We start from the raw sequence: 24,885 nt of genomic DNA, 5'->3' as shown, positions 1-24,885 counted from the left end.
TTCAATAGCTGCATTTTCTAATTCTTTATTATACAATTACTGGATGGAAAAATTCCCCTTATCTCCGTTACTGTCCTTATAGCGCTGGATACAATCATCAATGATTTGATTTGCTTCAGAAAGATCTCCCCAACCTTCAACATCCACTTTCTTTTGCTCAAGATCCTTATAAACCTGGAAAAAATGTTCTATCTCCTTAAGAAGATGAGCATTTACGTCACTCAGATCATTCAACCTGTTCCAGATAGGATCTGAAACCGGCACACAAATCACTTTTTCATCGGGACCTTTCTCATCGGCCATGTGAAACACTCCAATAGGCTTAACTTCCATTACACAACCGGGAAAAGTAGGTTCTGTAACCAGTACAAGCACATCCAGAGGATCGCTGTCCAGAGCAAGGGTCTCGGGGATGAAACCATAATCTGCAGGATACATCATGGAAGAAAAGATCATCCTGTCATAGCGCACCTTTTTGAGGTTAAAGTCATATTCATATTTATTCCGGCTCCCTTTTGGAATTTCGATAAGAACGTCAAATGTTTTACTCATTACTATAATATATGTTTAATAATTTTTACATAGGGGGCGGCAAATATACTACTTCATTCGGTTTTTTACAGCCTTAAAACAATGGGAAGTACCACCTAAGGCTCATTTGGCCAAAAGTTTATGTTTTTCTTCACACAAGCGGAGCAATTTCCAAAACTCAGGATCTAAATTCCAAATTCTATTAAGTGGCAATTGCAGTAATTTAGAACCGGGGCTCAGAGAGCCCAACTGGAATTGAGTGCCTGGTGTTTTAAATATTCTGAGGTGGTAGGAATTGGCAGCGAAATGAATGAACTAAACAATAATTCAAGATCGAAGTTAAAGGCAACCAGAATTGGAATTTGTTGCTTGGTGCTTGGGATTTTTTTAAATGAAAAGCCTCCCGAAAAGGAGGCTCTAAAATGCTATTTTTAAAAGGTTTTAATCCTTATACATTACTTTCTTCACGGCCTTGATCACATCATTGTGATTTGGCAACCACTCTTCCAGCAATACCGGGGAATATGGCGCCGGAGTATCGGCAGTGTTGATCTTTACAATTGGCGCATCGAGATAGTCAAAGGCCTGGGACTGCACCTGGTAAGTAATCTCTGTGGCAACATTTCCGAACGGCCAAGCTTCCTCAACGACCACTAACCTGTTCGTCTTTTTCACAGATTTAAGTATTGCCTCGTGATCCATAGGTCGAATAGTACGCAGGTCAATGATTTCGCAGGAGATACCTTCTTTTTCTAATTCTTCAGCAGCCTTGTAGCAAATTTTGATGATTTTTCCGAAGGAAACGATAGTTACATCACTACCTTCCCTTTTAATATCGGCCTTACCAATTGGTAATACATATTCTTCTTCGGGCACCTCTCCTTTGTCACCATACATTTGCTCAGATTCCATGAAGATCACAGGATCGTCATCGCGAATGGCGGCTTTTAAAAGTCCTTTTGCATCGTAAGGATTAGAAGGCACAATAACTTTTAGTCCCGGAGTATTTGCATACCAACTCTCAAAAGCCTGAGAGTGTGTAGCACCTAATTGCCCCGCAGATGCTGTTGGCCCACGGAATACTATAGGAATATTAAACTGCCCGCCGCTCATTTGGCGCATCTTGGCAGCGTTATTTATGATCTGGTCAATTCCCACCAGGGAAAAGTTGAAGGTCATGAATTCGATGATAGGTCGGTTTCCATTCATGGCGCTTCCTACCCCAATTCCTGAAAAACCTAATTCTGAAATGGGCGTATCGATCACACGGTCGGGACCGAATTCGTCCAACATACCTTTTGATGCCTTATAAGCTCCGTTATATTCAGCAACCTCTTCCCCCATAAGGTACACAGTTTCATCCCTGCGCATCTCTTCACTCATGGCCTGGGCAATTGCTTCCCTGAACTGGATTGTCTTCATTACACGTATTTGATTAAAAATTTTCGAATCACAAAAATAGTAATTCAAATAAGGATAATAGCCTACTTCAGAACAAAAATTTCTTATGCACGCACAGTATTTTTCCTCACTTTTTACGTATCTTCGTAAACCATTTATAAATTTTATTTAAAAAATTCTGAGAAATATGAAAATATTAGTGTGTATTAGTCATGTTCCTGATACGACCTCAAAGATCAATTTTTCTGAAGGTGATACAAAATTCGACACCGCCGGGGTACAGTTCGTGATCAATCCAAATGACGAATTTGGTCTTACAAGGGCCATGTGGTTCAAAGAAAAACAAGGTGCAACAGTAGATGTGGTAAATGTTGGCGGCACCGAAACCGAGCCTACTTTAAGAAAAGCACTCGCCATTGGAGCCGACACGGCAATTCGCGTAAATACTCCTGCTACAGATGGGGTTTACGTTGCAAAACAAATCGCAAAAGTTGCAAAGGACGGAGATTACGATCTTATCATCGCCGGCCGCGAATCAATTGATTATAATGGCGGAATGGTACCCGGAATGGTTGCAGGTTTGATTGGAGCAAATTTCGTGAATACCTGCATTGGCCTTGAAGTAGAAGGCAATGAAGCCACTGCTGTTCGCGAGATCGATGGCGGAAAAGAAACCCTGAAAGCAAGTCTTCCGTTAGTCGTTGGCGCTCAAAAAGGAATTGTTCAGGAAAGCGATTTGAAAATTCCCAATATGCGCGGAATTATGCAGGCACGTAAAAAGCCGTTAAATGTAGTTGAACCTGTGGAAGCCGGAACTCACTCTGAAGCTGTGAAATTTGAAAAGCCACAGCCAAAAGGAGATATTAAACTTGTGGATGCAGATAATCTTGACGAATTAGTAAACCTACTTCACAACGAGGCTAAAGTAATTTAAAATTCGAAGTTCAAAATTCAGAATTCTTAAAATGGATTTTGAAGTTGGAATTTGGAATTTGTCTATTGGAATTTTAAAAAGAAAGATATGTCAGTTTTAGTATATACAGAATCAGAAGAAGGAAAATTTAAGAAGACCGCATTTGAGGTGGCTTCTTACGCCAAAGGCGTTGCCGAAATGTTGGGAACAGAGGTTACTGCCGTTTCCTTTAATGCACAAAGCGCAGGTGACCTGGGAAAATATGGAGTGAGCAAAGTGCTTAAGGTGAACAATGAAAAGCTTCAAAAGTTCAATGCAAAAGCTTACGCCGATGCCATCAAACAGGCGGCCGAAAAAGAAGGTTCAAAAGTTATTATCCTAAGCCAGAGCGCAAACGCAAAATATTTAGCTCCGTTATTGGCGGTACAACTTGAAGCAGGTTATGCTTCAAACGTTGTTGCATTGCCCGAAGGAACCGAGCCGTTACAGGTAAAAAGAACGGCTTTTACTAATAAAGCTTTTAATTTCACCAAACTTTCCACAGACGTGAAGATCATCGGACTTTCAAAAAACGCATTTGGATTAAAGGAAAGTCAGACGGAAACCAGCGAAGAAGATTTCTCCCCTTCTCTTGCGGAAGGAGATTTCAATGTAAATGTGGTTTCAGTTGACAAAGCAGCCGATAAGGTGACGATTGCCGATGCAGAGATCGTAGTTTCAGGAGGAAGAGGTATGAAAGGACCCGAAAACTGGGGAATGCTTGAAGAGTTGGCCGAAACACTTGGAGCAGCAACAGCATGTTCAAAACCTGTGAGTGATATGGGATGGAGACCACACAGCGAACACGTGGGACAAACGGGAAAACCGGTAGCTGCAAATCTTTATATTGCAGTAGGGATTTCCGGAGCCATACAGCATCTTGCCGGAGTTAGTGCCTCTAAAACCAAGGTGGTGATCAACAACGATCCTGATGCACCTTTCTTCAAGGCAGCCGATTACGGCGTGGTGGGAGATGCCTTTGAAATAGTGCCAAAACTCACCGAAAAATTAAAGGAATTTAAGGCTAGTAACTCATAAATTTTTTAACTTGCGAGCCATTAAAAGGGCTGTCTAAATTAGGTTTTTTGCCCGTTTAGACAGCTTTTTTGTATTTTTAAAGTATGAGTTTAGTGCGCCTTAATATAAAAGGAATTTCTTACAGCCAGACACAGAATGGGGCTTATGCCCTAATCCTGAGCGAGGTGGAAGGAGAACGCAAACTACCCATAGTCATTGGGGCCTTTGAGGCTCAATCTATTGCTATTGCTCTTGAAAAAGAGATCAAACCCCCCCGGCCTCTCACTCACGACCTTTTTAAAAATTTTGCCGACAGGTTTGAGATCGTGGTAAAACAGGTGATCATTCATAAGCTGGTAGATGGAGTATTCTATTCCAGCCTCATTTGTGAACGCGACAAGATCGAGGAGATCATTGATGCCAGGACCAGCGATGCCATCGCTCTCGCTTTGAGATTCCAGGCCCCGATCTTCACCTATAAAAATATACTTGATAAAGCCGGTATTTACTTAAAAGGAGATGCCAGTAAAGAGGAAGAAGAGCAGGAAAAAGAGAATATCATCGTAGATGAACTTTTTTCTAATGAAGTGGAAATAAAATCTGACCGGCCCGATTATAAAAAACTTTCTCTTAACGAACTGAATAACATGTTAGATCAGGCCGTAAAAAATGAAGATTATGAAAAAGCGGCCCGCCTGCGAGATGAGATCTCCAAGCGCAAATAATCCCCCCTTTTATGAATAAAATCTGGTGCTGCCTGTTCCTGATCTTCTTCGGAATTTCCCCTATTTTTGCACAATCCATTTCTAAAACCTGGGATTTTGAAGCCGTTGAAGGCAACACCCAAAATGTCATTTTAGAAATCTCTCCCGGGAATGATTATTTAAAACTTGATAACGGTGACTTTGAACTCGCCCTTACCAATGAAGAATTTCCTAATACAACCGGAAATTACGTTTTCCAGAATGAGGTTTTAATTTTATTCTTTGATACTCCCAACGACAGCATACAGAACTTCAGAGTTGAAACACTTACAGATTCTACTCTTGTACTTAGTGCAAGAGACGTCACCTATTCATTACGGGAAGTACCACAAACCATTGAGGAAGTACTACCGGTAGCAACTGCAAAAACAATTGTACCCAACCAAGGTTTTACCTTTACAAGCTTCTGGAGAGGTGCACTTGGTATGACTTCTCTCATACTTATTGCGTTTCTATTCAGCAGCAACCGGAGAGCTATTAACTGGAAAACAGTTTCTGTAGGTCTTGCTGCCCAGCTTCTCCTCGCAATTGGGGTCTTAAAAGTGACAGTAATTCAGAACATTTTTGAATTTGTAGGTGGAATTTTTGTTCTTATTCTGGACTTCACCGCCGCGGGAAGTGAATTCCTTTTAGGGGGTTTAATGAACGTGGAAAGCTACGGCTTCATATTTCTTTTCCAGGTTTTACCTACCATAATCTTCTTTTCGGCCCTTACCTCCGTGCTTTTTTACCTGGGCGTTATTCAGGTTGTAGTAAGGGGAATGGCATGGGTGCTTACCAGGCTTCTGGGAATTTCGGGTCCTGAAAGTTTAAGTGTGGCCGGAAACATCTTTTTGGGTCAGACAGAAGCGCCGCTTATGATCAAAGCCTATCTTGAAAGAATGACCCGCTCGGAGATCCTGCTGGTTATGATAGGCGGGATGGCTACTGTTGCCGGGGGAGTTCTTGCAGCTTATATTGGATTTTTAGGTGGAGATGATCCTGCCTTGAGACTGGAATTTGCAAAGCACCTGCTTGCAGCTTCGGTGATGGCAGCGCCGGGAGCAATCGTTGTTTCAAAAATTCTTTATCCGCAGCAACAGGAAATTGACTCCAACGTGGAAGTTTCTTCAGAAAAAATTGGTTCAAATATTCTTGATGCCATTGCCAATGGTACTACCGAAGGTTTAAAACTGGCAGCCAATGTTGCCGCTATGTTGTTGGTGTTCATTGCTTTTATTGCGATGATCAATTATGTCCTGGGATGGGTGGGAGATATTACCACTTTAAATGCGGTCATGGCCGAAAATACCCCCTATGGAAAACTATCGCTGGAATCTCTACTTGGCCTGATATTCGCACCGCTTATGTGGCTCATAGGAGTGGCTACCGAAGATATGATGCTTATGGGTCAACTGCTGGGGATCAAACTGGCAGCCAGTGAATTTGTAGGTTACATTCAGCTGGCAGAATTGAAAAATCCGGTGAACGCCCTTAGCTTAACCTATGAAAAGTCCATTATTATGGCCACTTACATGCTCTGCGGATTTGCGAATTTTGCTTCTATTGGAATTCAGATTGGTGGAATTGGATCTCTTGCTCCGGGGCAGCGAAAGACTTTATCTGAATTCGGAATGAAGGCCCTTATTGGTGGTACAATAGCATCATTGCTTTCGGCTACGATCGCAGGGATGATCATTGGTTAATTTGTATTTGTAGCTCTTCAGGGAACCAGGAACCAGGAGCCAAGAGTCAAAATTCAAGACTTTTACTTTTTATGGGTAGTACCTTTCAAAATCCGGTATTACTTATCTTTAATGCAATAGTTGATAAGTCTGTAAAAACTCCTTTCCGGAATTAACTTTTTTAATCGGAGTTGTTTTCTATTTTAGCTCAAATTCAGTCGAAAAATGACATTTTTGACCTGCAAGGTTTTGGAATCCTTGTAGGTCTGGATCAGAATTGAAACCCAATAATTGGAAGCATATCTTTAGACCTACAAGGTCAAAAAAAACCTTGCAGTCTGTCATAAAAACTATAATATGAAACAGTATCACGACCTTATAAAACACGTTCTGGACCATGGAAATGAAAAAGGCGACCGCACAGGCACCGGTACCAAAAGCGTCTTTGGCTACCAAATGAGGTTTGACCTTAGCGAAGGCTTTCCCATGGTCACCACAAAAAAGCTACACCTTAAATCTATTATTTATGAACTGCTTTGGTTTCTCAACGGTGATACCAATGTGAAATACTTACAGGAACACGGGGTGCGGATCTGGAACGAGTGGGCCGATGAGAACGGGGATCTGGGACCGGTGTATGGTCATCAATGGCGTAGCTGGAACAGTGAAGACATTGACCAGATAAAAGAAATAGTGGAAACCCTTAAGAAGAGTCCCAACAGCAGACGTATGCTGGTTACCGCCTGGAACCCTTCTGTGCTACCCGACAATTCCAAAAGCTTTTCAGAAAATGTGGCGAACAACAAAGCAGCACTTCCTCCCTGCCATGCCTTTTTTCAGTTTTATGTAAGCCCCCCTGCCCCTGAAGGGGGAGAAAATGCAAAGCCCAGATTATCCCTACAGCTTTACCAGCGCAGTGCAGACATTTTTCTCGGCGTACCTTTCAATATTGCTTCTTATGCGCTCCTCACTATGATGATGGCCCAGGTATGCGGTTATGAACCGGGAGAGTTTATTCACACTTTTGGAGATGCACATATTTATAACAACCACCTGGAACAGGTAAACCTGCAGCTTTCCCGGGATTTCAGGCCCTTGCCCGTGATGAAACTCAATCCTGAAGTAAAAAATATTTTTGATTTTAAGTTTGAAGATTTTATATTGGAAAATTATGATCCGCATCCGGCCATAAAAGGTCAGGTAGCGGTTTAATTTTTTTCTAATCATTTAAAATTTTCAAGTATTATGAAGAAGTTCTTAGTTATCACATGTTTTCTTTTCGGCGGAATAGCAGCTTCCCACGCGCAGCAAACTTCACCTGTTTGGCCGGGCTGTGAAGACAGCGAAGACAAATCTGAATGTTTTAACGAAAAACTAAATGCCCATGTAAAGAAGCATTACAAATACCCAATGGAAGGCAACGAATATATACGGGGGCAGGTAAAAGTATCCTTTGATATCAATAAAGATGGAGAAGTTGTAGTTAAATCTATTGAAGGATCTGAACCACTGGTAAATGAAGCCGCAAGAGAGATGCTTAATAAGATTCCCGATATGAAGCCCGGAACTCTTAACGGGGAACCGGATAATCGTAACTTTACCTCGACCTACCGTTTTTAAACAAACATAACCCCAGATCATGAAAAAATTATTATTTGGTTTGTTTTTATTTACGGCAACAACAGCCTTTGCTCAGGAAGGGGTAAGCATTTCCAAGAATACCGTCACTACCAAACAGATCCCGCCGGTATGGCCGGGATGTGAAGATTTTTCAGGGGCTTCTAAGGACTGCTTTAAACAGAAGCTTACCCAACATCTACAGGAGAATTACAAATTTCCGAAAGATGCAGGAGGCAACTTCATTCGGGGCAAAGCAGTAGTTTCTTTCGTGATCAACGAAGAAGGGAAAGCGGTAATCACTAAAGTAGAAGGACCTAAAAAGGAGCTGAATGAGGAAGCCAGGAAAATTATACTTTCTATTCCAACAATGACTCCCGGGCAATTGGCCGGCAAACCTTCGGCAGTCAGTTATAAAGTGCCCTTTACTTTCTAAAAACAGCTGGTTACTTGTTAGTATAGCTTTAACTAAAAAGGATTTTTAAAAGTTTAAATTTGAAGGAAACCCGTGGGTTTCCTTTTTTTATTTTAAAGAATGGAACGTGCGGAAATTTTTACTTCACTATGAACAACACCAAACCTCCCGATTTTAAAACCCAATTTGCCGAAGAGATCTTTAAAGGCCTTACCTCTTATCCTAAAAAGATAAGCTCAAAGTTTTTTTATGACGAGAGAGGAGATGAGCTTTTCCAGCAGATCATGGAATTGCCCGAATATTACCTTACAGGTAAAGAATACCAGATCCTTTTGCGGCACCGGGAGGAAATTGGAGATGCCTTTGCTTCTATGGAGGGTTTTGATCTCATCGAACTGGGTGCAGGGGATGGAAAAAAAACTAAGGTTCTGCTAAGGCATTTTGAGGAAAAGAACTTTGACTATAAATATTTACCTGTTGATATCAGCAAAAATGTACTGGAGCAGCTAAGTGCTAGTCTGCAACAGGAAATTCCGGCAGTGGAGGTAGAACCCCAGCAGGGAACTTATGGCGAAGTACTTTCCCGCCTTGCCGATTACCGGGACAGGAAAAAGATTATTTTATTTCTGGGATCTAATATCGGTAATCTTACACCTCAGGAAGCCGTAGTTTTCTTAAGAAAGATTTCATCGTCCATGGACGAAAAAGATTTATTTTTCATGGGTGTGGATCAAAAAAAAGAACCCCGGGTAATCCTCGATGCCTACAACGACAGTGCCGGAGTTACAGAGGCCTTTAATAAGAATCTTTTGGTAAGGATGAACCGCGAACTGGATGCCGATTTTGAACCGGATACCTTTATGCACTGGCCGCTTTATAATCCTGAAACCGGAGTGGCTAAGAGTTACCTGGTGAGCACCAAAGAACAAACAGTCCAAATAAACTCTCTTGATCTCGAAGTGCATTTCCAGAAGTGGGAAACTATACATACCGAAGTATCTCAAAAATATGATGATACCTCAATAGCCTGGCTGGCAGAAGAAGCAGGACTAGAAATCACAGGTAGTTGGACAGACAAGGAAAGCTGCTTTAAAAATTATCTTTTTAAAAGAACAGGATCATGAAAGCAATTTGGAACGACACCATCATAGCAGAGAGTGAAAATACAATTGAAGTGGAAAACAATCACTATTTCCCTCCAGATTCAATTAATTCTGAATTCTTTCACCTAAGCGACACTCATACAGTCTGCCCCTGGAAAGGAAAAGCCTCCTACTTTCACCTGAAAGCAGGAGACGAAAAAAATCCCGATGCAGCCTGGTTTTACCCACATCCAAAACCTGAAGCTTCAAATATTAAAAACCATGTAGCCTTCTGGAAAGGAGTTAAGATCGAAAAATAAATTTGGAGGTTCAGAAAAAAGAATTAAGTTTACAGGAACCAAAAGAAACAAACAGGTGATTTTCAATAACAATAATAATAATTTCAACTACAATCTGAATAAAATCAGATTGCGGAAAGCTATTATTGTGTAATTTAAACCACCAACAATATATAAAAGCCTTTCCGCCACTGGAAAGGCTTTTTTTTTGCTCAAATATGAAACGACCTCAAATAAATAATATCAATAATAACAGTCCGCCACCCGGGGGAGAGGATCTCTGTGCTTTAAAGCCTGTCTCCTTCCCGGGGCGGGCTTTTTAATTTTTTAAAAACAACTAAAACAAGAAATAATGAAAAGTACATTACAACAACTATCACAAAAACTGGAAACTGAAGAAGCAGTTGACTTTGTAAAATCTGAATTTGAAAAACAATTGAAAGCCCGATTATCTCTGGTGCGAATTTGTGCTCCCACGGTCGTACTTCACGGTACCGGGATCAACGATGATCTCAACGGAATTGAACGACCTGTAGGTTTTCCCGTTAAAGCCATGCAGGAGCAAAGAGCAGAAGTAGTTCAGTCTCTCGCAAAGTGGAAACGCCTTCGACTCAAGGAGTATGAACTGGAGCCGGGAACCGGGATAGTTACAGATATGAAGGCCCTGCGACCCGATGAAGACCTGGGACCTTTGCATTCCATCTCGGTAGACCAGTGGGACTGGGAGAAAGTCATGTTACCCGAAGACCGACACCTCGATTTCCTTAAGGAACAGGTGAGCAAAATATATGATTCCATCCTGGCCACACAAGCCGCCGTTGCCACAAAATATCAATTGATTACCCCGGAACTACCCGAAGAAATTACCTTTATACACGCCGAAGATCTTCAAAAGAAGTATCCACATCTTACAGCTAAACAGCGGGAGGATGTAGTAGCCAAAGAATTTGGCGCAGTTTTCCTAATTGGAATAGGCGGATTACTTGGAAGCGGAGAACCTCATGACGGCCGTGCGCCAGATTATGATGACTGGAGCACCCCCACCTCGGCTACCACAAAAGGCCTTAACGGAGATATTCTCGTCTGGAATTCAGTACTGGAAAGAGCTTTTGAACTTTCTTCCATGGGCATCCGGGTGGACAAAGGTACCCTGGAACTTCAATTGAAGGAAAGAAAGGCCGACGACCGCAAAAAATTATATTATCATAGTCAACTACTGGAAGAAAAGCTGCCGCAAACCATTGGCGGGGGAATTGGCCAGTCAAGATTGTGCATGTTCCTCCTCCAGAAGCAGCACATAGGGGAAGTACAGGTAAGCATTTGGCCAGAGGAAATGAAGACAGGTCTTTCCGAAAGAGGAATTCATCTTCTTTAATAGTATTAAAAAATTGCTGTCTTAAAAACTACTTTACGTCAACCTGAACTTGTTTCAGGTTTTGAGTAAATCATATCTTCAATTTTGAGGATTCTGAAATAAATTCAGTATGACGATCTAATGATTTTTAAGACAGCATTTTATTTCAATTGCCTAAGCAGATTTTCGAGATCTTCTTCGGAATTAAAGTAGTGAAAACTGACTCTTATTCCCTCTCCTCTTTGCGAACAAATGATCTTATTACTCCGTAGCTTCTGAAACAACTTTTCATCTCCTTTGATGTTGAAGATCGAAGAATGTAATTCTCTCTTCACCGCCGCAGGCTCCAGAAGTCCTTTTTCGCTGAGCTTTGCTCTGGCCAAAAAAGTAAGTTCCCTGATCCTGTCTTCTATCTGCTCAATCCCTATCTGTTTAATTAGGTCTATAGCTGTTTTTAAACTTCCGAAATTTAGGGTGTCCAGGTGACCGGGTTCAAATTTCCCGATAAAGCTGCCCTTGTGGGGTTTATTCTTCCCCTGCAGTTCCTTTAGTTCTAAACCGGCAGGAGCAATCTTTTCCTGCATGTGTTCCTTAAAAAGAAAAAATCCATTGCCATAACCGGCGTTTAGCCATTTATAGGCACTTGCGCCAAGCACATCAAGAGCCGAGGCTTCAAAATCAAACTTTTCGGTACCGCAGTACTGGGTGCCATCGGCAAAAAGGAGAAGATCGGGATTTTGTTGTTTCAGCTTCAGGAGGAAACCGGGATCTATTTTAATTCCGTTGATGTACTGTACCAGGCTAAAAACAAAAAAATCAGGGTTTTCACGGGAAACGGCTTCAGCAATATTGTTCTCAAGATTTTCATCTATTTCAGCATAACATACTTTGAAGCCGCGGGACTCCACAGCCCAATTGACCGACGGATAATCATTCTGAAGCAACAGCACCTTTTTGCTACGGTCAATTGCTTCCATGAGTAAGTTAAACCCGTAAGAGAAATTTGGAGTGAGCGCTACCAGATTGGGAGCGCAGCCAAACAAGTCTCCCACTGACTTACGCACCTTGAGAAACAGGGAATCACGCTTCTCCCTAAAAATACTTCCGCCAATTAAAAAGTCCAGATCATGGTCCTGCCGAAATTCCAGCAAAGTTTCAGATAAAAGACCAGAAGCAGCAGTATCGAGGTAGGTGTACTGTTCTAAAAGAGGAAACTGTTTCTTAAAATTCTTCATAGACATGGAAGATTCCGCACTAAAATCAATAAATTTGAGAATACTCTCTAAATTACATCTAAATATGGGCCTGGAAAAAAATAGTTCTTCAAAAATTGATCCTGAGCAGCGCATGCTTATTGAAAGAGCGCAGATGCGGGCGAGGCAAAAGAGAAGATTATATCAACATTTCATCGTCTTCCTGCTGGGTTCGGTGGTTTTGATCCTGCTAAATGTAATCTTCGAGATAGGTCGGGATATCAACCCCTTCGGAATAGACTGGTTTGTATGGGCGATCATCTTCTGGGCTTTGCTCCTGCTCATTCACGTTTTCAATTTTTTTGTCACCAATAAATTCTTCGGAAAGGACTGGGAAAACGAGCAGATCGAAAGGCTGGTCGCCAAGCAACAAAGAAAAATAGCAGAACTTCAAAAGAAAGTAGAGAAGGATCATCCTTTGCCTAAAAAAGATGAGCCGTACATCCCTCCCACTGCCCGAAAACCTATTGATCCCGATGCACCAATAAATACTTAGAAATGGGAAAAGTTACTTTGATAGCAGCTGCCGGAGAGAACAATGAACTAGGGAAAGACAAGGACCTGGTGTGGCACCTTCCCGACGATTTCAAGAGGTTCAAAAAACTTACCACCGGCCATTATATCATCATGGGGCGCAAAACATTTGAAACCTTTCCGCAATTGCTGCCCAATCGCACCCACGTTATCATTACCCGAAAGGAAGATTACAATCCTAAAGGAACCATTGTCGTCAACTCCATGGAAAAAGCACTGGAAGTAGCCAAGGAAGATCCACAGCCCTATGTCATTGGAGGCGGTGAGATCTATGATCTTTCAATGGAAAAGGCCGACAGCATTGAGCTCACCCGGGTTCACGGGACTTTTGAAGCAGATACCTTTTTTCCGGAAATAGATGAGAAAAAGTGGAAACTTATAGCTTCAGAAATGCACCCTAAAGATGATCGCCACAATTATGCTTTTACATACTTAACTTATGAGCGTACCGAATGATCAACAGGTCATACATGCAATGGCAAACAGCCACGGCTTTGAAGTGCAAAAAATAAACTCACTAGCCGGAGGCAGTATAAATCAGGTTTATCTTTTAAATACTTCGGAAGGAGAAAGGGTTGTAAAGATAAATTCTGCCGGAAAATTTCCCGGTATGTTCGCTGCCGAAAAACAGGGCTTGGAAACCCTGAAGCAGGCGAATGCATTTGATATCCCGGCTGTTCTTGGACTCGGAGAAGTAGAAGATAAAGCTTACCTCCTGCTGGAGCACAAAAAAGAAGAGGCTCAAAAAGAGCATTTTTGGAAGATATTTGGGGAGCAGCTTTCCCAACTTCATAAGAAATCAACAGACGAATTTGGATTTCCGGAATCGAATTACATTGGTAGCCTTCCACAGTACAACGAGCTACGTAAATCGGCCGCCGACTTTTATATAAGTCAGCGGTTGGAGCCGCAGGTGAAGATGGCTTCAGAAAGAGGGTTTTCTCTGGGAGATCTTTCGGGTTTTTACAGGAATATTTCAGAAGAAATTCCGCAGGAAGCTCCTGCCCTGCTGCACGGGGATCTCTGGAGCGGCAATTACATCACAAATGAGGAAGGTCTACCCCGCTTAATAGATCCTGCAGTTTGTTATGGGCCAAGGGAAATGGATATGGCTATGATGAAGCTTTTTGGCGGTTTTCCTTCAGAAGTATTTCAGGTTTATGATGAACATTTTCCACTTCAGCAGGGATGGGAAGAGCGAATTCCACTGTGGCAACTCTACTATCTTCTTGTGCACCTCAATATTTTTGGCAGCAGTTACCTTCCGCAGGTGAAGAACATTATCGGACGGTTTTCATAATCTTAACAAGCTTCACGGTAGTTTTAGGAGTTCTTTAGTGGACATCGGGTACTAATTATTTTATATTTAAGTAGTTAAATTAAAAAATGATATGAGTACAGAAAACCTAAATAAAGAAGAATCCTGGGAAAAACTAAGGGAATTGGTAGATGACATAAAAGTAGCCATGATGGTTACCGGACTGGAAAAAAAGCCGATTAATGCTATTCCCATGAGAACTAAAAAAATTGATGAAAATGGAAATATCTGGTTTGTAAGTGCGGGAAACAGTGAACACAATAAAAATCTACAAATCAATGAGCAGGTGCATCTCCTGTACAGTGACCCGGATGATAACGAATTTATCACCCTCTATGGAAATGCAGAGATCACAAAGGACAAAACCATTTTGAAAGATCTATACAGTGCCACTACCGACAATTGGTTTGATGGCGTAGACGATCCAAATCTCACAGCAATTAAAGTCAAACCTGTAGAAGCTTATTTTTGGGATAGTAAAACCAATAAATATGTCACCCTCCTAAAAATGGGTGTTGGAGCTTTAACCGGAAACCAACAGGATGTTGGGGAAAAAGGAAAATTGAATCTTTAATATTCATTCCTCTTATGAGTGGCTGTCTAAAAGTTCCAGACCGTCATTCTGAATTTATTTCAGAATCTTATTAATTTTATTTTTAGACCTAATAATAACCTGAAACAAGTTCAGGGTGACGTAAAGAAAGAGGCCTTAATAGACAGCCTCTTTTTTATTTTGTTAATTTTGCAGACTAATCACCAAAGTCATGAAAGCATATATTTTTCCGGGGCAGGGAGCCCAATTTAAAGGAATGGGTCAGGACCTCTATGAGAAATCCTCCCTTGCCAAAGAATTATTTGAAAAAGCCAATGATATCTTAGGTTTTTCTATTACCAGGGTAATGTTTGAAGGAACAGATGAAGATTTAAAGCAAACCAAAGTGACTCAACCGGCTGTATTTCTTCATTCGGTCATTCTCACCAAAGTTTTGGGAGATTCTTTTAAACCTGATATGGTTGCCGGCCACTCCCTTGGGGAATTTTCGGCACTTGTTGCCAACGGCACTTTAAAGTTCGAAGATGCATTAACACTGGTTTCCAAGAGAGCCCGAGCCATGCAAAAGGCTTGTGAACTGGAAGAATCAACTATGGCGGCAGTAATGGGACTTGAAGATCATTTAGTTGAAGCAATTTGTGCCGATGTTAAAGGCACAGTTGTCGCTGCTAACTATAACTGCCCGGGACAATTGGTTATCTCAGGTGAACTTCTAGCTGTAGAAAAAACCTGTGAAGAATTAAAAGAAAGAGGTGCAAAGAGAGCTATGATCCTGCCGGTAGGAGGGGCTTTTCACTCTCCCCTTATGGAACCTGCCAGAGAAGAGCTTGCAGCAGCTATAGAAGAAACAGAATTTAATAAACCTGTTTGTCCTGTCTACCAAAATGTTTCCACTTTTGCAGTAACAGATCCTGCAGAAATAAAGAAAAACCTGATCTTCCAGTTGACCGCACCCGTGAAATGGACCCAGAGTGTACAAAACATGATCAAGGATGGAGCTACCGAATTTATTGAAGTAGGTCCCGGAAGAGTTTTACAGGGACTGGTTAAGAAAATCGACAGAAATGTCGAGGTAAGATCGGCCGAAGTGTAAGGACCGCTTCGCTTTTGCTGCAAGAGCCAAGAACAAAGAAACAAGACTGGTTCTTAAATAAGAAAGCCGGAAGTGTAGAAACTGCCGGCTTTTTTGTAGAGCAGGGAAAAAACTAATCTTTATAAATCTTCCCATCCTTCATCACAAACTGCACATCTTCCAGAATGTTGATGTTAATTGTGGGATCTTCCTGTACTGCGATGATATCGGCAAGGAAACCAGGTGCTATCTGACCCAGTTCGTTTTCCATCTTGAAAATCTGCGCAGGAACTATGGTTGCCGATTGTATAGCTTCTATGGCAGGCATCCCAGCCTCTACCATATAACCAAATTCTTTGGCATTCTTACCATGTTCAAAGACTCCGGCGTCTGTTCCAAACGCGATCTTTACTCCTTTTTTATAAGCCTTACCAAAAGTGGTCTGTAACTGTGGACCTATTTCCCGGGCTTTTGGCACTACCAGTTCGGGATAATAATTTTCTATTTCCGCTTTTTCGGTAACTTCTTTCCCCGCAGTAATGGTTGGGACTAAATAAGTCCCATGTTGCTTCATTAACTCCATTGTTGCGTCGCTTATTAGAGTGCCGTGTTCAATTGTAGTCACCCCGCCCATAATAGCCCGCTGCATACCTTCATCACCATGGGCATGAGCTGCCACGTGGTAGTCGTAATCTTCTGCAATATCTACAATGGCTTTGATCTCCTCAACCGTAAATTGAGGGTTTGAGCTGCTTTTCGCTACACTTAATACTCCGCCGGTGGCTGTGATCTTGATAAGATCGGCTCCGTTTTTATATCGGTATCTAACTGCTTTACGTGCATCTTCGGCGCTGTTCACCACTCCTTCCCTTGGGCCCGGATCTCCTGCCAGCAGGCGGTTCATTCCATTGGAAGGATCGGCGTGACCTCCGGTAGTGGCAAGGGATTTTCCGGAAGTGAAGATTCGTGGCCCTTTTACTTTTCCTTTATTAATGGCATCGCGCAGGGAAATATTTACTCCGGTGCCACCAAGATCACGAACAGTTGTAAAACCTGCCAGCAGCGTGGTTTCAGCAAAGCCTACAGAGTTAAATGCATCATCTGCCGGCTCATTGGTGAATCGCTCCAGGTATTTTGAAGGATTAGTTTCGCTCTCCAGGTGTACGTGCATATCGGTTAAACCCGGAAGCAGGAACATTTCTTTAAGATCGATCAAACTATCGGAAGGTCTTGCAGGTTGCACAAATCCATCCCTGATCTCCTGGATCTTATTTTCGGAGACTATAATAGTCTTATTGGTGAGGATCTTTCCGGTTTTAGTATCGAGAATTTTTCCGCTGTGGATGTAAGTATCCTGTGCAGCAGCTACAAATGTAAAAAGCAGGCTGCAGGCCAAAAAAAGATGTTTCATAAGGAACTATTGTTTTAAAAATTCAGTAATAGAACCGGTAATATAGGAAATTTGTTCATCATCCAGTTCGGTGTGCATAGGAAGCGAGATCACTTCCTCCACTAACCTGTTGGTCACAGGAAAATCGGCTTCTTTGTATCGTTCATCTTTGTATGCTTTTTGATTGTGAAGCGGGATTGGGTAATAAATCCCGTAGGGAATTCCCTTTTTTGACAGGTGAGCTGCAAGAGCATCTCTTTTACCATCGGCTATTTTAATAGTATATTGATGGTAGACATGAGTATCATTTTCTCCTTCGGTATATGGAACTGTAATTCCCTCTACCCCTTTGAGGGCAGCGGTATATTTTTTGGCGGCCTCCTGCCTGGCTTTGTTGTATGTATCAAGATTTGGAAGTTTTGCCCGCAGTACTGCTGCCTGTAAACTGTCAAGCCTGGAGTTCACCCCCACCACATCGTGATGATATCGTTCATACATCCCGTGATTTACAATCCCTCTAATGGTATGTGCCAGGTTATCATCATTGGTAAAAATAGCACCTCCATCTCCATAACAACCCAGGTTCTTTGAAGGAAAAAAGGAAGTGGATGCCACCTGGCCTATGGCACCGGCTTTTTTAGTAGTTCCGTCCTTAAAATGGTAATTAGAACCTATTGCCTGGGCATTATCTTCTATTACATAAAGGTCATGTTCCCGGGCGATCTCCATAATAGCATCCATGTTTGCCGGTTGCCCGAACAGGTGGACCGGCACTATGGCTTTTGTTTTAGGGGTAATTGCTTTTTTTATAGCTTCGGGATCAATGTTAAAAGTATCTGGTTCTACATCTACAAGAACAGGAGTTAACTGTAAAAGCGCAATTACCTCTACGGTTGCGGCAAAGGTAAAATCGGCTGTGATCACTTCGTCCCCTGGTTTTAATCCCAGACCCATCATGGCTATTTGCAATGCGTCTGTACCGTTAGCGCAGGGAATTACATGTTTTACATTAAGATATTCTTCCAGTTCTTTTTGGAAAGCATGAACTTCGGGGCCATTTATAAAAGCAGTGGTGTCAAGAACTTCTAAAACAGAATTATTTACGGTATCTTTTATCTTTTTATACTGACCTTTAAGGTCAACCATTTGTAGTTTCTTCATGTCATTAAATTAGGCTTACGAAAATACGAAGAATGCCACTTTTCTCAATGGGATTTTGTTAATTTAGCTTTCAAAATACCTGCCTTGCACTTCCTCTACAATTTTGCCGTAAACTCTACTGAAAAGCTTCTGCCGCTTGCCGGAAGGTTTAATGAAAAACTTAAACTTTTTAGAGAAGGAAGAAAAAAACTTTTTGATCAACTGGCAGCTGAAATTACCCCTACAGACAAAACTATCTGGTTTCACGCAGCTTCTTTAGGCGAATATGAACAGGCAGTGCCGGTGATCCTTAAGGTAAAGGAATTTTTCCCTGAGCATAAGATCGTACTCAGCTTCTTCTCCCCTTCAGGGTATGAAGTAAAAAAAAATACTTCGGTAGCAGATATCGTTACTTATCTACCTTTGGATACAGAATCAAATGCCGGCAGATTTCTGGATATGGTGCATCCGGACTGGGTACTTTTCGTGAAATATGAATTTTGGCCTAACTTTTTAAAGGAGCTAAAGAAGAGAGAAATAAGAACTCTGCTTATTTCGGGAGCCTTCAGGAAGGACCAGGTATTTTTCCAGCGCTATGGAAAATGGATGCGAAAATATCTGGAAGCGTTCGAATATTTTTTTCTTCAGAATGAAAAGTCCGTTAAGCTTTTACATGAATTGGGATTTGAGAATATTGTGAAAAGCGGCGATACAAGATTTGACCGTGTAAGTGCTCAACTGGAACAGGATAACCATCTAAACTTTGTTGAAACATTTTTAGGAGATGATCTTTGTATAGTTGCGGGAAGTACCTGGCCGGAAGACGAAGAGTTATTGATAGAATTTATTGACAAGAACAGTGCGGGAGTGAAATTCATTATTGCTCCGCATGCGATTAAAAAAGAAAAAATTGAGGCTTTCCGTAAAAAACTTCGTGTAAGTACAGTGTTATATTCAGAAAAAGATAATGAGCGGTTTAAGGATCACGGAGTGCTTATAGTTGATAACGTAGGGCTGCTTACGAAAATCTACAGCTATGCCGATGTTGCCTACGTTGGAGGCGCCGCAGGAGAAACAGGGCTGCACAATATTTTAGAACCTGCCGCTTTTGGAGTTCCGGTGGTTATTGGCAAAAACCATTCAAAGTTTCCTGAAGCAGGAGAATTAAAAGAAGCCGGAGGGTTAATTTCTGTTCGGGACGAAACTGAAGCCTATGCTATTCTCACTACGCTGGTTGAAGATAAGGATCTACGGGAGAGGACAGGATTGAATGCAGTGGCTTATATTCATAAAAATACAGGAGCAACCAAAATTATTATAGAATATCTCTTAAAAGATTAACAATAACAACCTTTTAATAAGACCTGAAGCAGCATATTATTCAATTACTGCTTTTGCATATATAAAAAAAAATAGTTTAAATTTGTTTCAACTAATTAAACATACTAACATGAAAAAATTATTTTTAGGATTACTGGTAGCTTCCTTTACACTGTCGATCTACTCTTGTAGAGAGACTACGGAGGAAAATATTGAAAATGACTTCGAAGAAGTAGGGAATGATCTTGAAGAAACAGGAGAAGACATAGAGTCTGGTCTTGAGGAAACAGGAAATGAGATAGAGGAAGAATATGAAGAGGAAGTTAACGAGGATGAGGAGATTTAATAATTCCTTCTTTCTTACAGAATCTAAAGCCATAAGTTCTCTTATGGCTTTTTAACTTTAAAAGTAATATTATGAAAAAAATATTCTTATTTATTATTACAGCACTTACCCTCGCCACCTACTCCTGTAGAGAAACAACACAGGAAAAGACCGAAGATGCGGTGGAGGCAATTGGGGAAGATATTGAAGACGGAACCCGCCGTGCTGCCGATGAAGTAGAGAAAGGTGCTGAGAAAGTGGAACATGAGATCCATGAAGAGATTCATGAAACCGATGACCACATGGAACACCAGGAAATGGAACACTAATAGCTAAAATTGTTTAGCTTTTAATGTTTTGAAACCCATATTCTTACATTAAAAATATCGAAAGACGTGGAAGAGCCTGCCAGCAGGACTTTTAAAGCCGTCCCTCCAGGGACGGCTTTTTCCATTAAAAAAGAGATTCATAGTATTTTTATACTTATTTTTCGAACACTACCCGTTATTTCCTGACCTTTACTAGTAAAATTCCTAAATGAGTGTCAAAAATGTCATTTCTAATCCCACATTTGAGGTAATTAGCCACAGAGGTCATGTTTCTCAATTTCCCGAAAATTGTACTGAGGGTTTTCTCAGTGCCGTGGCTCTGGGTGTTCATGGGCTGGAAATGGATCTTGTTATTTCTGCCGATAAAAAAGTTGTTGTTTCCCACGAACCATATATGGCAGCTAAAACGCTGATCACTCCTGACGGAAAAAGAATAAGCCCTTCCAAACAAAAGGAGCACAACCTTTATAAAATGGAGTATGCAACCATAAAACAATATAAAACAGGGCTAATAAAGAGTCATCGGTACAGAGATCAGAAAATAATAGATTCTTACAAACCACTCCTGAGCGAAATTTTCAAAAAAGCAGAAGACTTCAGAAAAAATATAGACCTGGCGCCAATAAAATATTATCTCGAGATAAAATCCAAACCACAGGACTATGGAATCTTTCAGCCGTATCCCCGGGAATTTGCAAAATTGATCATGGAAATCATTCGAAAGCAGGAAATGCAGGAATCAGTGATCATCAAATCTTTTGACGCCAATTTTCTCAATACATTAAAGAAAGAATATCCGGAAATTAAAACCTCATATCTCCTCTACAAAACTCCCTTGCACGAGGGGCTAAGTCACCTCGATTTTACCCCCGACGTCATTGCGCCTTACTATAAACAGATAAAAGAAAAAGAACAAATAGATGAAATGCAGTTAAAGGATCTTAAAGTCATACCCTGGACGGTGAACAGCAAAAGCAGAACAAGAGAGATGATCACTTTAGGAGTAGATGGTATAATAACCGATTATCCTGAACGGATTTTAGGCTGCGACAAAAATGCTAGAGATTAATTTTCATTATTCCGGATTAAAATAGCCTGGATCTTTTCTGTTAACTGGTCCATCTCAAAAGGTTTAGCTATAAAGTCATTTGCCCCGGCTTCCCTGCATTTAGTTCCGGCATCATGTAAAGCTGACATCATTAGGACAGGAGTATCTTCAGTTTCCGGATTATATCTAATCCGGGCACAAACATCTGTACCATTAACACCCGAGATAAGCATATCCAGCAGCACCAAATTTATCTTTTTTTCTATAATAAGCTTTTCAGTTTTTTCCGGTTTTTCGGTAACGGTGACCTCATATTCGTAGAATTCGAGAAGGGTTTTGAGCATTTCTCCAATTCCCGAATCATCATCAACTATAAGAATCCTCTTTTTACTCATTTTTCATTTTTTATTTCTCAGAAACACAACCAAAGTGGCCACTTTTCCTGAAAGGGTGGGTACGTTGAGGAGGAGGTAAAATTAACTTTTTCATATTCTTATAATATAAAAGAAATTCCGAATTCTTCAAAAGAAAAGCATTGACAGATGCTAATCCCTTCGGTAAATCAACTTAAAATAACCACTGGCTTTCTTACCATTTATGACACATTTTTTAATTCCTGAAATTTTTTTAATGATTCTCCTCAAAAATGATCATTTTCTTTCCTGGTAATTTTTATTTATCGTAATATCACGATATGGAAACGGAATACGTTTTACCAATATACTAATTATGGGAGTAACTAAAAGCGATCTTTTTACTGAAGCTCAGAACGAACTGGCACTGTCTGCAAAAGCCCTAGCCCATCCTGCAAGAATTGCAATAATTGAATTCCTTCTGAAATCTGACACCTGTATCAACGGCGACCTGGTGAATGAACTGGGGCTGGCACAAGCTACCATTAGTCAGCACCTGCGCGAATTAAAGGATATTCGGATCATCCAGGGAACAATAGAGGGAACGAGTGTAAATTACTGTATAAATCCAAGGAGATGGACCGAAATTCAGCAAAAATTTAATCAAATCTTTAATCAATACAGGGATCCAACTTCAAAGGATTGCTGCTGAACCCATAGTTTTTGCCCATGAAAATTGCGTTATTCAGTGACATCCATGCTAACCTTCCGGCGCTGGAAGCTTTCTTTAGAGATGTAGAAAAAAGGAATATTGATTCCGTTTATTGTTTGGGAGACCTGGTAGGATACAATATTTGGCCTAATGAAGTAACTGAAGAAATAAGGAAACGTCAAATTCCTACAATCGCTGGAAATTATGATTATGGGATTGGCAGGAATAGTGGCGAATGTGGCTGTGCCTATAAAACCGATGAGGAAAAAGCCAACGGTGCAGTTTCAATTTCCCTGACCAATGAATTGATTTCAGACAGGAACCGGGATTATCTTAAAAATCTTCCCGCTCATATACGGGTGGAGTTTCAGCTAAATGATGAAAAGCTGAATCTGCTGTTGGTGCATGGAAGTCCACGTAAAATAAACGAATATCTTTTTGAAGACCGGGCAGAGAAAAGTCTGTTGCGAATCATGGAAGACGCAAACGCCGATATTATGTGTTTCGGTCATACACATAAGCCTTACCACCGCACCTTGAATTCAGGAAATTCAGGAAAAGCACATTTTAGGCACGCCATTAATTTGGGTTCAGTTGGAAAACCTAAAGACAATGATAACCGCGGCTGCTACGTAATCCTTGAAATAAATGAAAACACTTCAGTTCTTAACAAAAACAGCATAAAACCACAATTCGTCAGATTTGAATACGACATTGAAAAAGCAGCAAAAGCCATAGAAGACAGCCGGCTCCCGAATGTATACGCAGAAAATCTCCGGAACGGATATTAAAAATCAACTACCTCCAAATTTCACATGCCATGCCCAACAAGAAACAGATCGACTTTTTTGAAAAATATCTGAGTTTATGGGTTGCTCTCTGTATTGCAGGGGGTGTCTTTATTGGCTACATCGCGGGAGACGCAATGAAAGTTATGAGCACCTGGGAGATCTACCAGGTGAATATTCCCATTGCTATTCTTATCTGGTTAATGATCTATCCAATGATGTTGCAAATAGACTTCACCAGTATCAAAAAAATTGGAAAAAGACCAAAAGGTATCGTACTGACGCTGGTTATGAACTGGTTAATCAAACCTTTTACCATGGCCTTTTTTGCCTGGATCTTCTTTACTAAAATTTTTGCCGCCTTTATTGATCCCGCCCTTGCCGGGGAATATATCGCCGGTGCAATAATACTGGGAGCAGCACCCTGCACTGCAATGGTATTTGTCTGGTCCTATCTTACAGATGGGGATCCTAATTATACACTAATGCAGGTTTCGGTAAATGACCTTATCATCCTGATCGCTTATGTTCCTATTGTAGGGCTATTGCTTGGAATAACAGATGTAGTTGTACCTTATGAAACACTCATCCTTAGTATCCTCATTTACGTAGTGGTTCCATTGGTGGCAGGAATCCTGACAAGCAATTTGTTAGTTAAAAAGCACGGAAAGGACTGGTTCCAATCAGATTTTCTACCAAAGTTCAAACCGCTAAGTGTTATCGCCCTTTTACTGACCCTCATATTACTTTTTGCTTTTCAAGGGGAGAATATTCCAATAATCCGCTCATTATTGTATTAATGGCGGTGCCATTGATCATCCAGACCTATTTTATCTTCTTCGCAACCTGGTTTGCAGGTAAAAGGCTAAAGTTATCGCACCAGGTATGCGCACCGGCTGCCATGATTGGTGCCAGTAATTTCTTTGAATTATCTGTTGCTGTTGCTATTGGTTTATTTGGTCTGGATAGTCCGGCGGCATTAGTTTGTGTAGTGGGAGTTCTGGTAGAAGTACCGGTAATGCTTTCGCTGGTGAATTATGCGAACAGGAAGCGGTATTGATATGCTCCGGCGGTGGATCGGTCAGGAGTAGAGAGTTAATTTTCATAAAATGATAACTCCCTGCTTCCGGTTCAAAAAGTTGATCCATCCCGGCTCTCCCCCAAACAACAGTATTATTTACTTCTGAAAATAAGATCCAGATTCAGTGTTCCACTCAAAAACTCAACGATCTCCTCTACCACCACCTCAGTATTTTTTGATTTTATATCACTCCCCAGAAAATGATTTTTAGGCTCCACCAGCCTTACCAGTTTTTTAAGTGAGTCGGGAGTAGCAAATAGTGCATGGACTTCGGGATAAACTTCAACCTCAACATGATCTGTAAGCTTCCCCTAATTAGAACTGCTTGATGGGATAAAATTATTGTTTTTGGTTTTATCTGTAGTCGCTAATAGAGAATTAAATTCAGCATATTCTATTGGTGCCATTTTTCCTAATGCATCATGTGGTCTTTGATTATTATAATCATCCATCCAGATTTGAGTTTGTTCTCTTACCTGATTCAAGTCTTCAAAAATGTATTTATTTAAAACTCCTCTTCTATAGGTGCCGTTGAATCGTTCAATAAAAGCATTCTGTGTGGGTTTCCCTGGC

The 24,885-nt window shown here is 41.0% G+C and carries 28 protein-coding genes and 1 pseudogene; 22 read left to right on the top strand and 7 right to left on the bottom strand.

The window, feature by feature from the left end; all coding sequences use genetic code 11:
- Positions 1-36 precede the first annotated feature (36 nt).
- A complete protein-coding gene (locus H148_RS0112355) occupies positions 37-552 on the bottom strand; it encodes an inorganic diphosphatase (protein ID WP_029035085.1) in 516 nt (171 codons plus the stop codon).
- Positions 553-972: 420 nt separating this feature from the next.
- Positions 973-1,953, bottom strand: coding sequence for a pyruvate dehydrogenase complex E1 component subunit beta (locus tag H148_RS0112345; RefSeq protein WP_029035083.1), 981 nt, complete (start codon positions 1,951-1,953; stop codon positions 973-975).
- A 166-nt stretch (positions 1,954-2,119) separates the two neighbouring features.
- On the opposite strand from H148_RS0112345, the gene H148_RS0112340 reads away from it, so the two are divergent.
- From H148_RS0112340 to asnA, 10 genes are all read left to right on the top strand, one after another.
- Positions 2,120-2,866 carry an electron transfer flavoprotein subunit beta/FixA family protein gene (locus tag H148_RS0112340; RefSeq protein ID WP_029035082.1) on the top strand — a complete coding sequence of 249 codons (747 nt, stop codon included), beginning with the start codon at positions 2,120-2,122 and terminating at the stop codon, positions 2,864-2,866.
- Between the two features lie 87 nt (positions 2,867-2,953).
- Complete coding sequence (locus H148_RS0112335; protein WP_029035081.1) at positions 2,954-3,922, top strand: electron transfer flavoprotein subunit alpha/FixB family protein; 969 nt, start codon at positions 2,954-2,956, stop codon at positions 3,920-3,922.
- 83 nt (positions 3,923-4,005) lie between these two features.
- Entirely contained in the window at positions 4,006-4,626 is a 621-nt protein-coding gene (locus tag H148_RS0112330) for a bifunctional nuclease family protein (protein WP_029035080.1), read from the top strand.
- 11 nt (positions 4,627-4,637) lie between these two features.
- On the top strand, positions 4,638-6,350 hold the full coding sequence (locus tag H148_RS0112325; RefSeq protein WP_029035079.1) for a nucleoside transporter C-terminal domain-containing protein: 1,713 nt from the start codon (positions 4,638-4,640) through the stop codon (positions 6,348-6,350).
- A gap of 336 nt (positions 6,351-6,686) precedes the next feature.
- A complete protein-coding gene (locus tag H148_RS0112315; RefSeq protein ID WP_029035078.1) occupies positions 6,687-7,541 on the top strand; it encodes a thymidylate synthase in 855 nt (284 codons plus the stop codon).
- 33 nt (positions 7,542-7,574) lie between these two features.
- On the top strand, positions 7,575-7,949 hold the full coding sequence (locus H148_RS0112310) for an energy transducer TonB (protein ID WP_029035077.1): 375 nt from the start codon (positions 7,575-7,577) through the stop codon (positions 7,947-7,949).
- Positions 7,950-7,968: 19 nt separating this feature from the next.
- Positions 7,969-8,382 carry an energy transducer TonB gene (locus H148_RS0112305; RefSeq protein ID WP_029035076.1) on the top strand — a complete coding sequence of 138 codons (414 nt, stop codon included), beginning with the start codon at positions 7,969-7,971 and terminating at the stop codon, positions 8,380-8,382.
- A 128-nt stretch (positions 8,383-8,510) separates the two neighbouring features.
- Positions 8,511-9,485, top strand: a complete 975-nt coding sequence (egtD, locus tag H148_RS0112300; protein WP_029035075.1) for an L-histidine N(alpha)-methyltransferase — start codon at positions 8,511-8,513, stop codon at positions 9,483-9,485.
- Positions 9,482-9,763: a DUF427 domain-containing protein gene (locus tag H148_RS0112295; protein WP_029035074.1), complete on the top strand. Its 282-nt coding sequence runs from the start codon at positions 9,482-9,484 to the stop codon at positions 9,761-9,763. Before egtD ends, H148_RS0112295 begins: the two co-directional genes overlap by 4 nt.
- 331 nt (positions 9,764-10,094) lie before the next feature.
- Positions 10,095-11,117, top strand: coding sequence for an aspartate--ammonia ligase (gene asnA / locus H148_RS0112290; protein WP_029035073.1), 1,023 nt, complete (start codon positions 10,095-10,097; stop codon positions 11,115-11,117).
- A gap of 140 nt (positions 11,118-11,257) precedes the next feature.
- Here the strand turns inward: asnA and H148_RS0112285 are convergent, their stop codons facing one another.
- On the bottom strand, positions 11,258-12,331 hold the full coding sequence (locus H148_RS0112285; protein ID WP_029035072.1) for an aminotransferase class V-fold PLP-dependent enzyme: 1,074 nt from the start codon (positions 12,329-12,331) through the stop codon (positions 11,258-11,260).
- Positions 12,332-12,395: 64 nt separating this feature from the next.
- Between H148_RS0112285 and H148_RS0112280 the strand changes: the two genes are divergently transcribed.
- From H148_RS0112280 to fabD, 5 genes are all read left to right on the top strand, one after another.
- Positions 12,396-12,845, top strand: a complete 450-nt coding sequence (locus H148_RS0112280) for a 2TM domain-containing protein (protein WP_029035071.1) — start codon at positions 12,396-12,398, stop codon at positions 12,843-12,845.
- A 2-nt stretch (positions 12,846-12,847) separates the two neighbouring features.
- Positions 12,848-13,339, top strand: a complete 492-nt coding sequence (locus H148_RS0112275; protein WP_037325212.1) for a dihydrofolate reductase — start codon at positions 12,848-12,850, stop codon at positions 13,337-13,339.
- Complete coding sequence (locus tag H148_RS0112270) at positions 13,323-14,183, top strand: fructosamine kinase family protein (protein WP_029035069.1); 861 nt, start codon at positions 13,323-13,325, stop codon at positions 14,181-14,183. Before H148_RS0112275 ends, H148_RS0112270 begins: the two co-directional genes overlap by 17 nt.
- A gap of 91 nt (positions 14,184-14,274) precedes the next feature.
- Complete coding sequence (locus H148_RS0112265; RefSeq protein ID WP_029035068.1) at positions 14,275-14,775, top strand: pyridoxamine 5'-phosphate oxidase family protein; 501 nt, start codon at positions 14,275-14,277, stop codon at positions 14,773-14,775.
- A gap of 190 nt (positions 14,776-14,965) precedes the next feature.
- A complete protein-coding gene (gene fabD / locus H148_RS0112260; protein WP_029035067.1) occupies positions 14,966-15,847 on the top strand; it encodes an ACP S-malonyltransferase in 882 nt (293 codons plus the stop codon).
- Positions 15,848-15,959: 112 nt separating this feature from the next.
- Here fabD and H148_RS0112250 read toward each other — a convergent pair whose 3' ends face one another.
- Entirely contained in the window at positions 15,960-17,237 is a 1,278-nt protein-coding gene (locus tag H148_RS0112250) for a metal-dependent hydrolase family protein (protein WP_029035066.1), read from the bottom strand.
- Positions 17,238-17,243: 6 nt separating this feature from the next.
- Entirely contained in the window at positions 17,244-18,377 is a 1,134-nt protein-coding gene (locus H148_RS0112245) for a DegT/DnrJ/EryC1/StrS family aminotransferase (protein ID WP_029035065.1), read from the bottom strand.
- An 84-nt stretch (positions 18,378-18,461) separates the two neighbouring features.
- Here H148_RS0112245 and H148_RS0112240 point away from each other — a divergent pair, with 84 nt between their 5' ends.
- The 4 genes from H148_RS0112240 (at position 18,462) to H148_RS0112225 (ending at position 21,399) form a co-directional block, all read left to right on the top strand.
- Positions 18,462-19,697 (top strand): 3-deoxy-D-manno-octulosonic acid transferase, encoded by a 1,236-nt coding sequence (locus H148_RS0112240; protein WP_029035064.1) that lies wholly within the window; start codon positions 18,462-18,464, stop codon positions 19,695-19,697.
- A gap of 109 nt (positions 19,698-19,806) precedes the next feature.
- Positions 19,807-20,022, top strand: coding sequence for a hypothetical protein (locus H148_RS0112235; protein ID WP_029035063.1), 216 nt, complete (start codon positions 19,807-19,809; stop codon positions 20,020-20,022).
- 71 nt (positions 20,023-20,093) lie between these two features.
- Positions 20,094-20,330, top strand: a complete 237-nt coding sequence (locus H148_RS0112230; RefSeq protein WP_029035062.1) for a hypothetical protein — start codon at positions 20,094-20,096, stop codon at positions 20,328-20,330.
- A 208-nt stretch (positions 20,331-20,538) separates the two neighbouring features.
- The gene (locus H148_RS0112225; RefSeq protein WP_029035061.1) at positions 20,539-21,399 is read left to right on the top strand and encodes a glycerophosphodiester phosphodiesterase family protein; all 861 of its coding nucleotides are present in this window, start codon (positions 20,539-20,541) and stop codon (positions 21,397-21,399) included.
- On the opposite strand, the gene H148_RS0112220 is transcribed toward H148_RS0112225, so the two are convergent.
- Positions 21,396-21,773 (bottom strand): response regulator, encoded by a 378-nt coding sequence (locus H148_RS0112220; RefSeq protein WP_029035060.1) that lies wholly within the window; start codon positions 21,771-21,773, stop codon positions 21,396-21,398. The genes H148_RS0112225 and H148_RS0112220 overlap by 4 nt on opposite strands.
- 334 nt (positions 21,774-22,107) lie before the next feature.
- On the opposite strand from H148_RS0112220, the gene H148_RS0112215 reads away from it, so the two are divergent.
- The 3 genes and pseudogenes from H148_RS0112215 (at position 22,108) to arsB (ending at position 24,291) form a co-directional block, all read left to right on the top strand.
- Complete coding sequence (locus tag H148_RS0112215) at positions 22,108-22,443, top strand: ArsR/SmtB family transcription factor (protein ID WP_029035059.1); 336 nt, start codon at positions 22,108-22,110, stop codon at positions 22,441-22,443.
- 17 nt (positions 22,444-22,460) lie between these two features.
- Positions 22,461-23,234: a metallophosphoesterase family protein gene (locus H148_RS0112210; RefSeq protein WP_029035058.1), complete on the top strand. Its 774-nt coding sequence runs from the start codon at positions 22,461-22,463 to the stop codon at positions 23,232-23,234.
- Between the two features lie 29 nt (positions 23,235-23,263).
- A pseudogene (gene arsB / locus H148_RS17825) lies at positions 23,264-24,291 on the top strand (ACR3 family arsenite efflux transporter).
- 332 nt (positions 24,292-24,623) lie between these two features.
- Here arsB and H148_RS0112195 read toward each other — a convergent pair.
- Positions 24,624-24,885 (bottom strand): integrase core domain-containing protein (locus H148_RS0112195; protein WP_029035057.1); only part of this gene is annotated, 262 nt, incomplete at its 5' end.

Origin of the sequence: Salinimicrobium terrae DSM 17865, assembly GCF_000424665.1 — a bacterium.
In the GTDB taxonomy this organism is placed as follows: Bacteria; Bacteroidota; Bacteroidia; order Flavobacteriales; family Flavobacteriaceae; genus Salinimicrobium; species Salinimicrobium terrae.
Note: the sequence above shows the minus strand (reverse complement) of the source record. Positions and strands in the feature narration are given on the sequence as shown.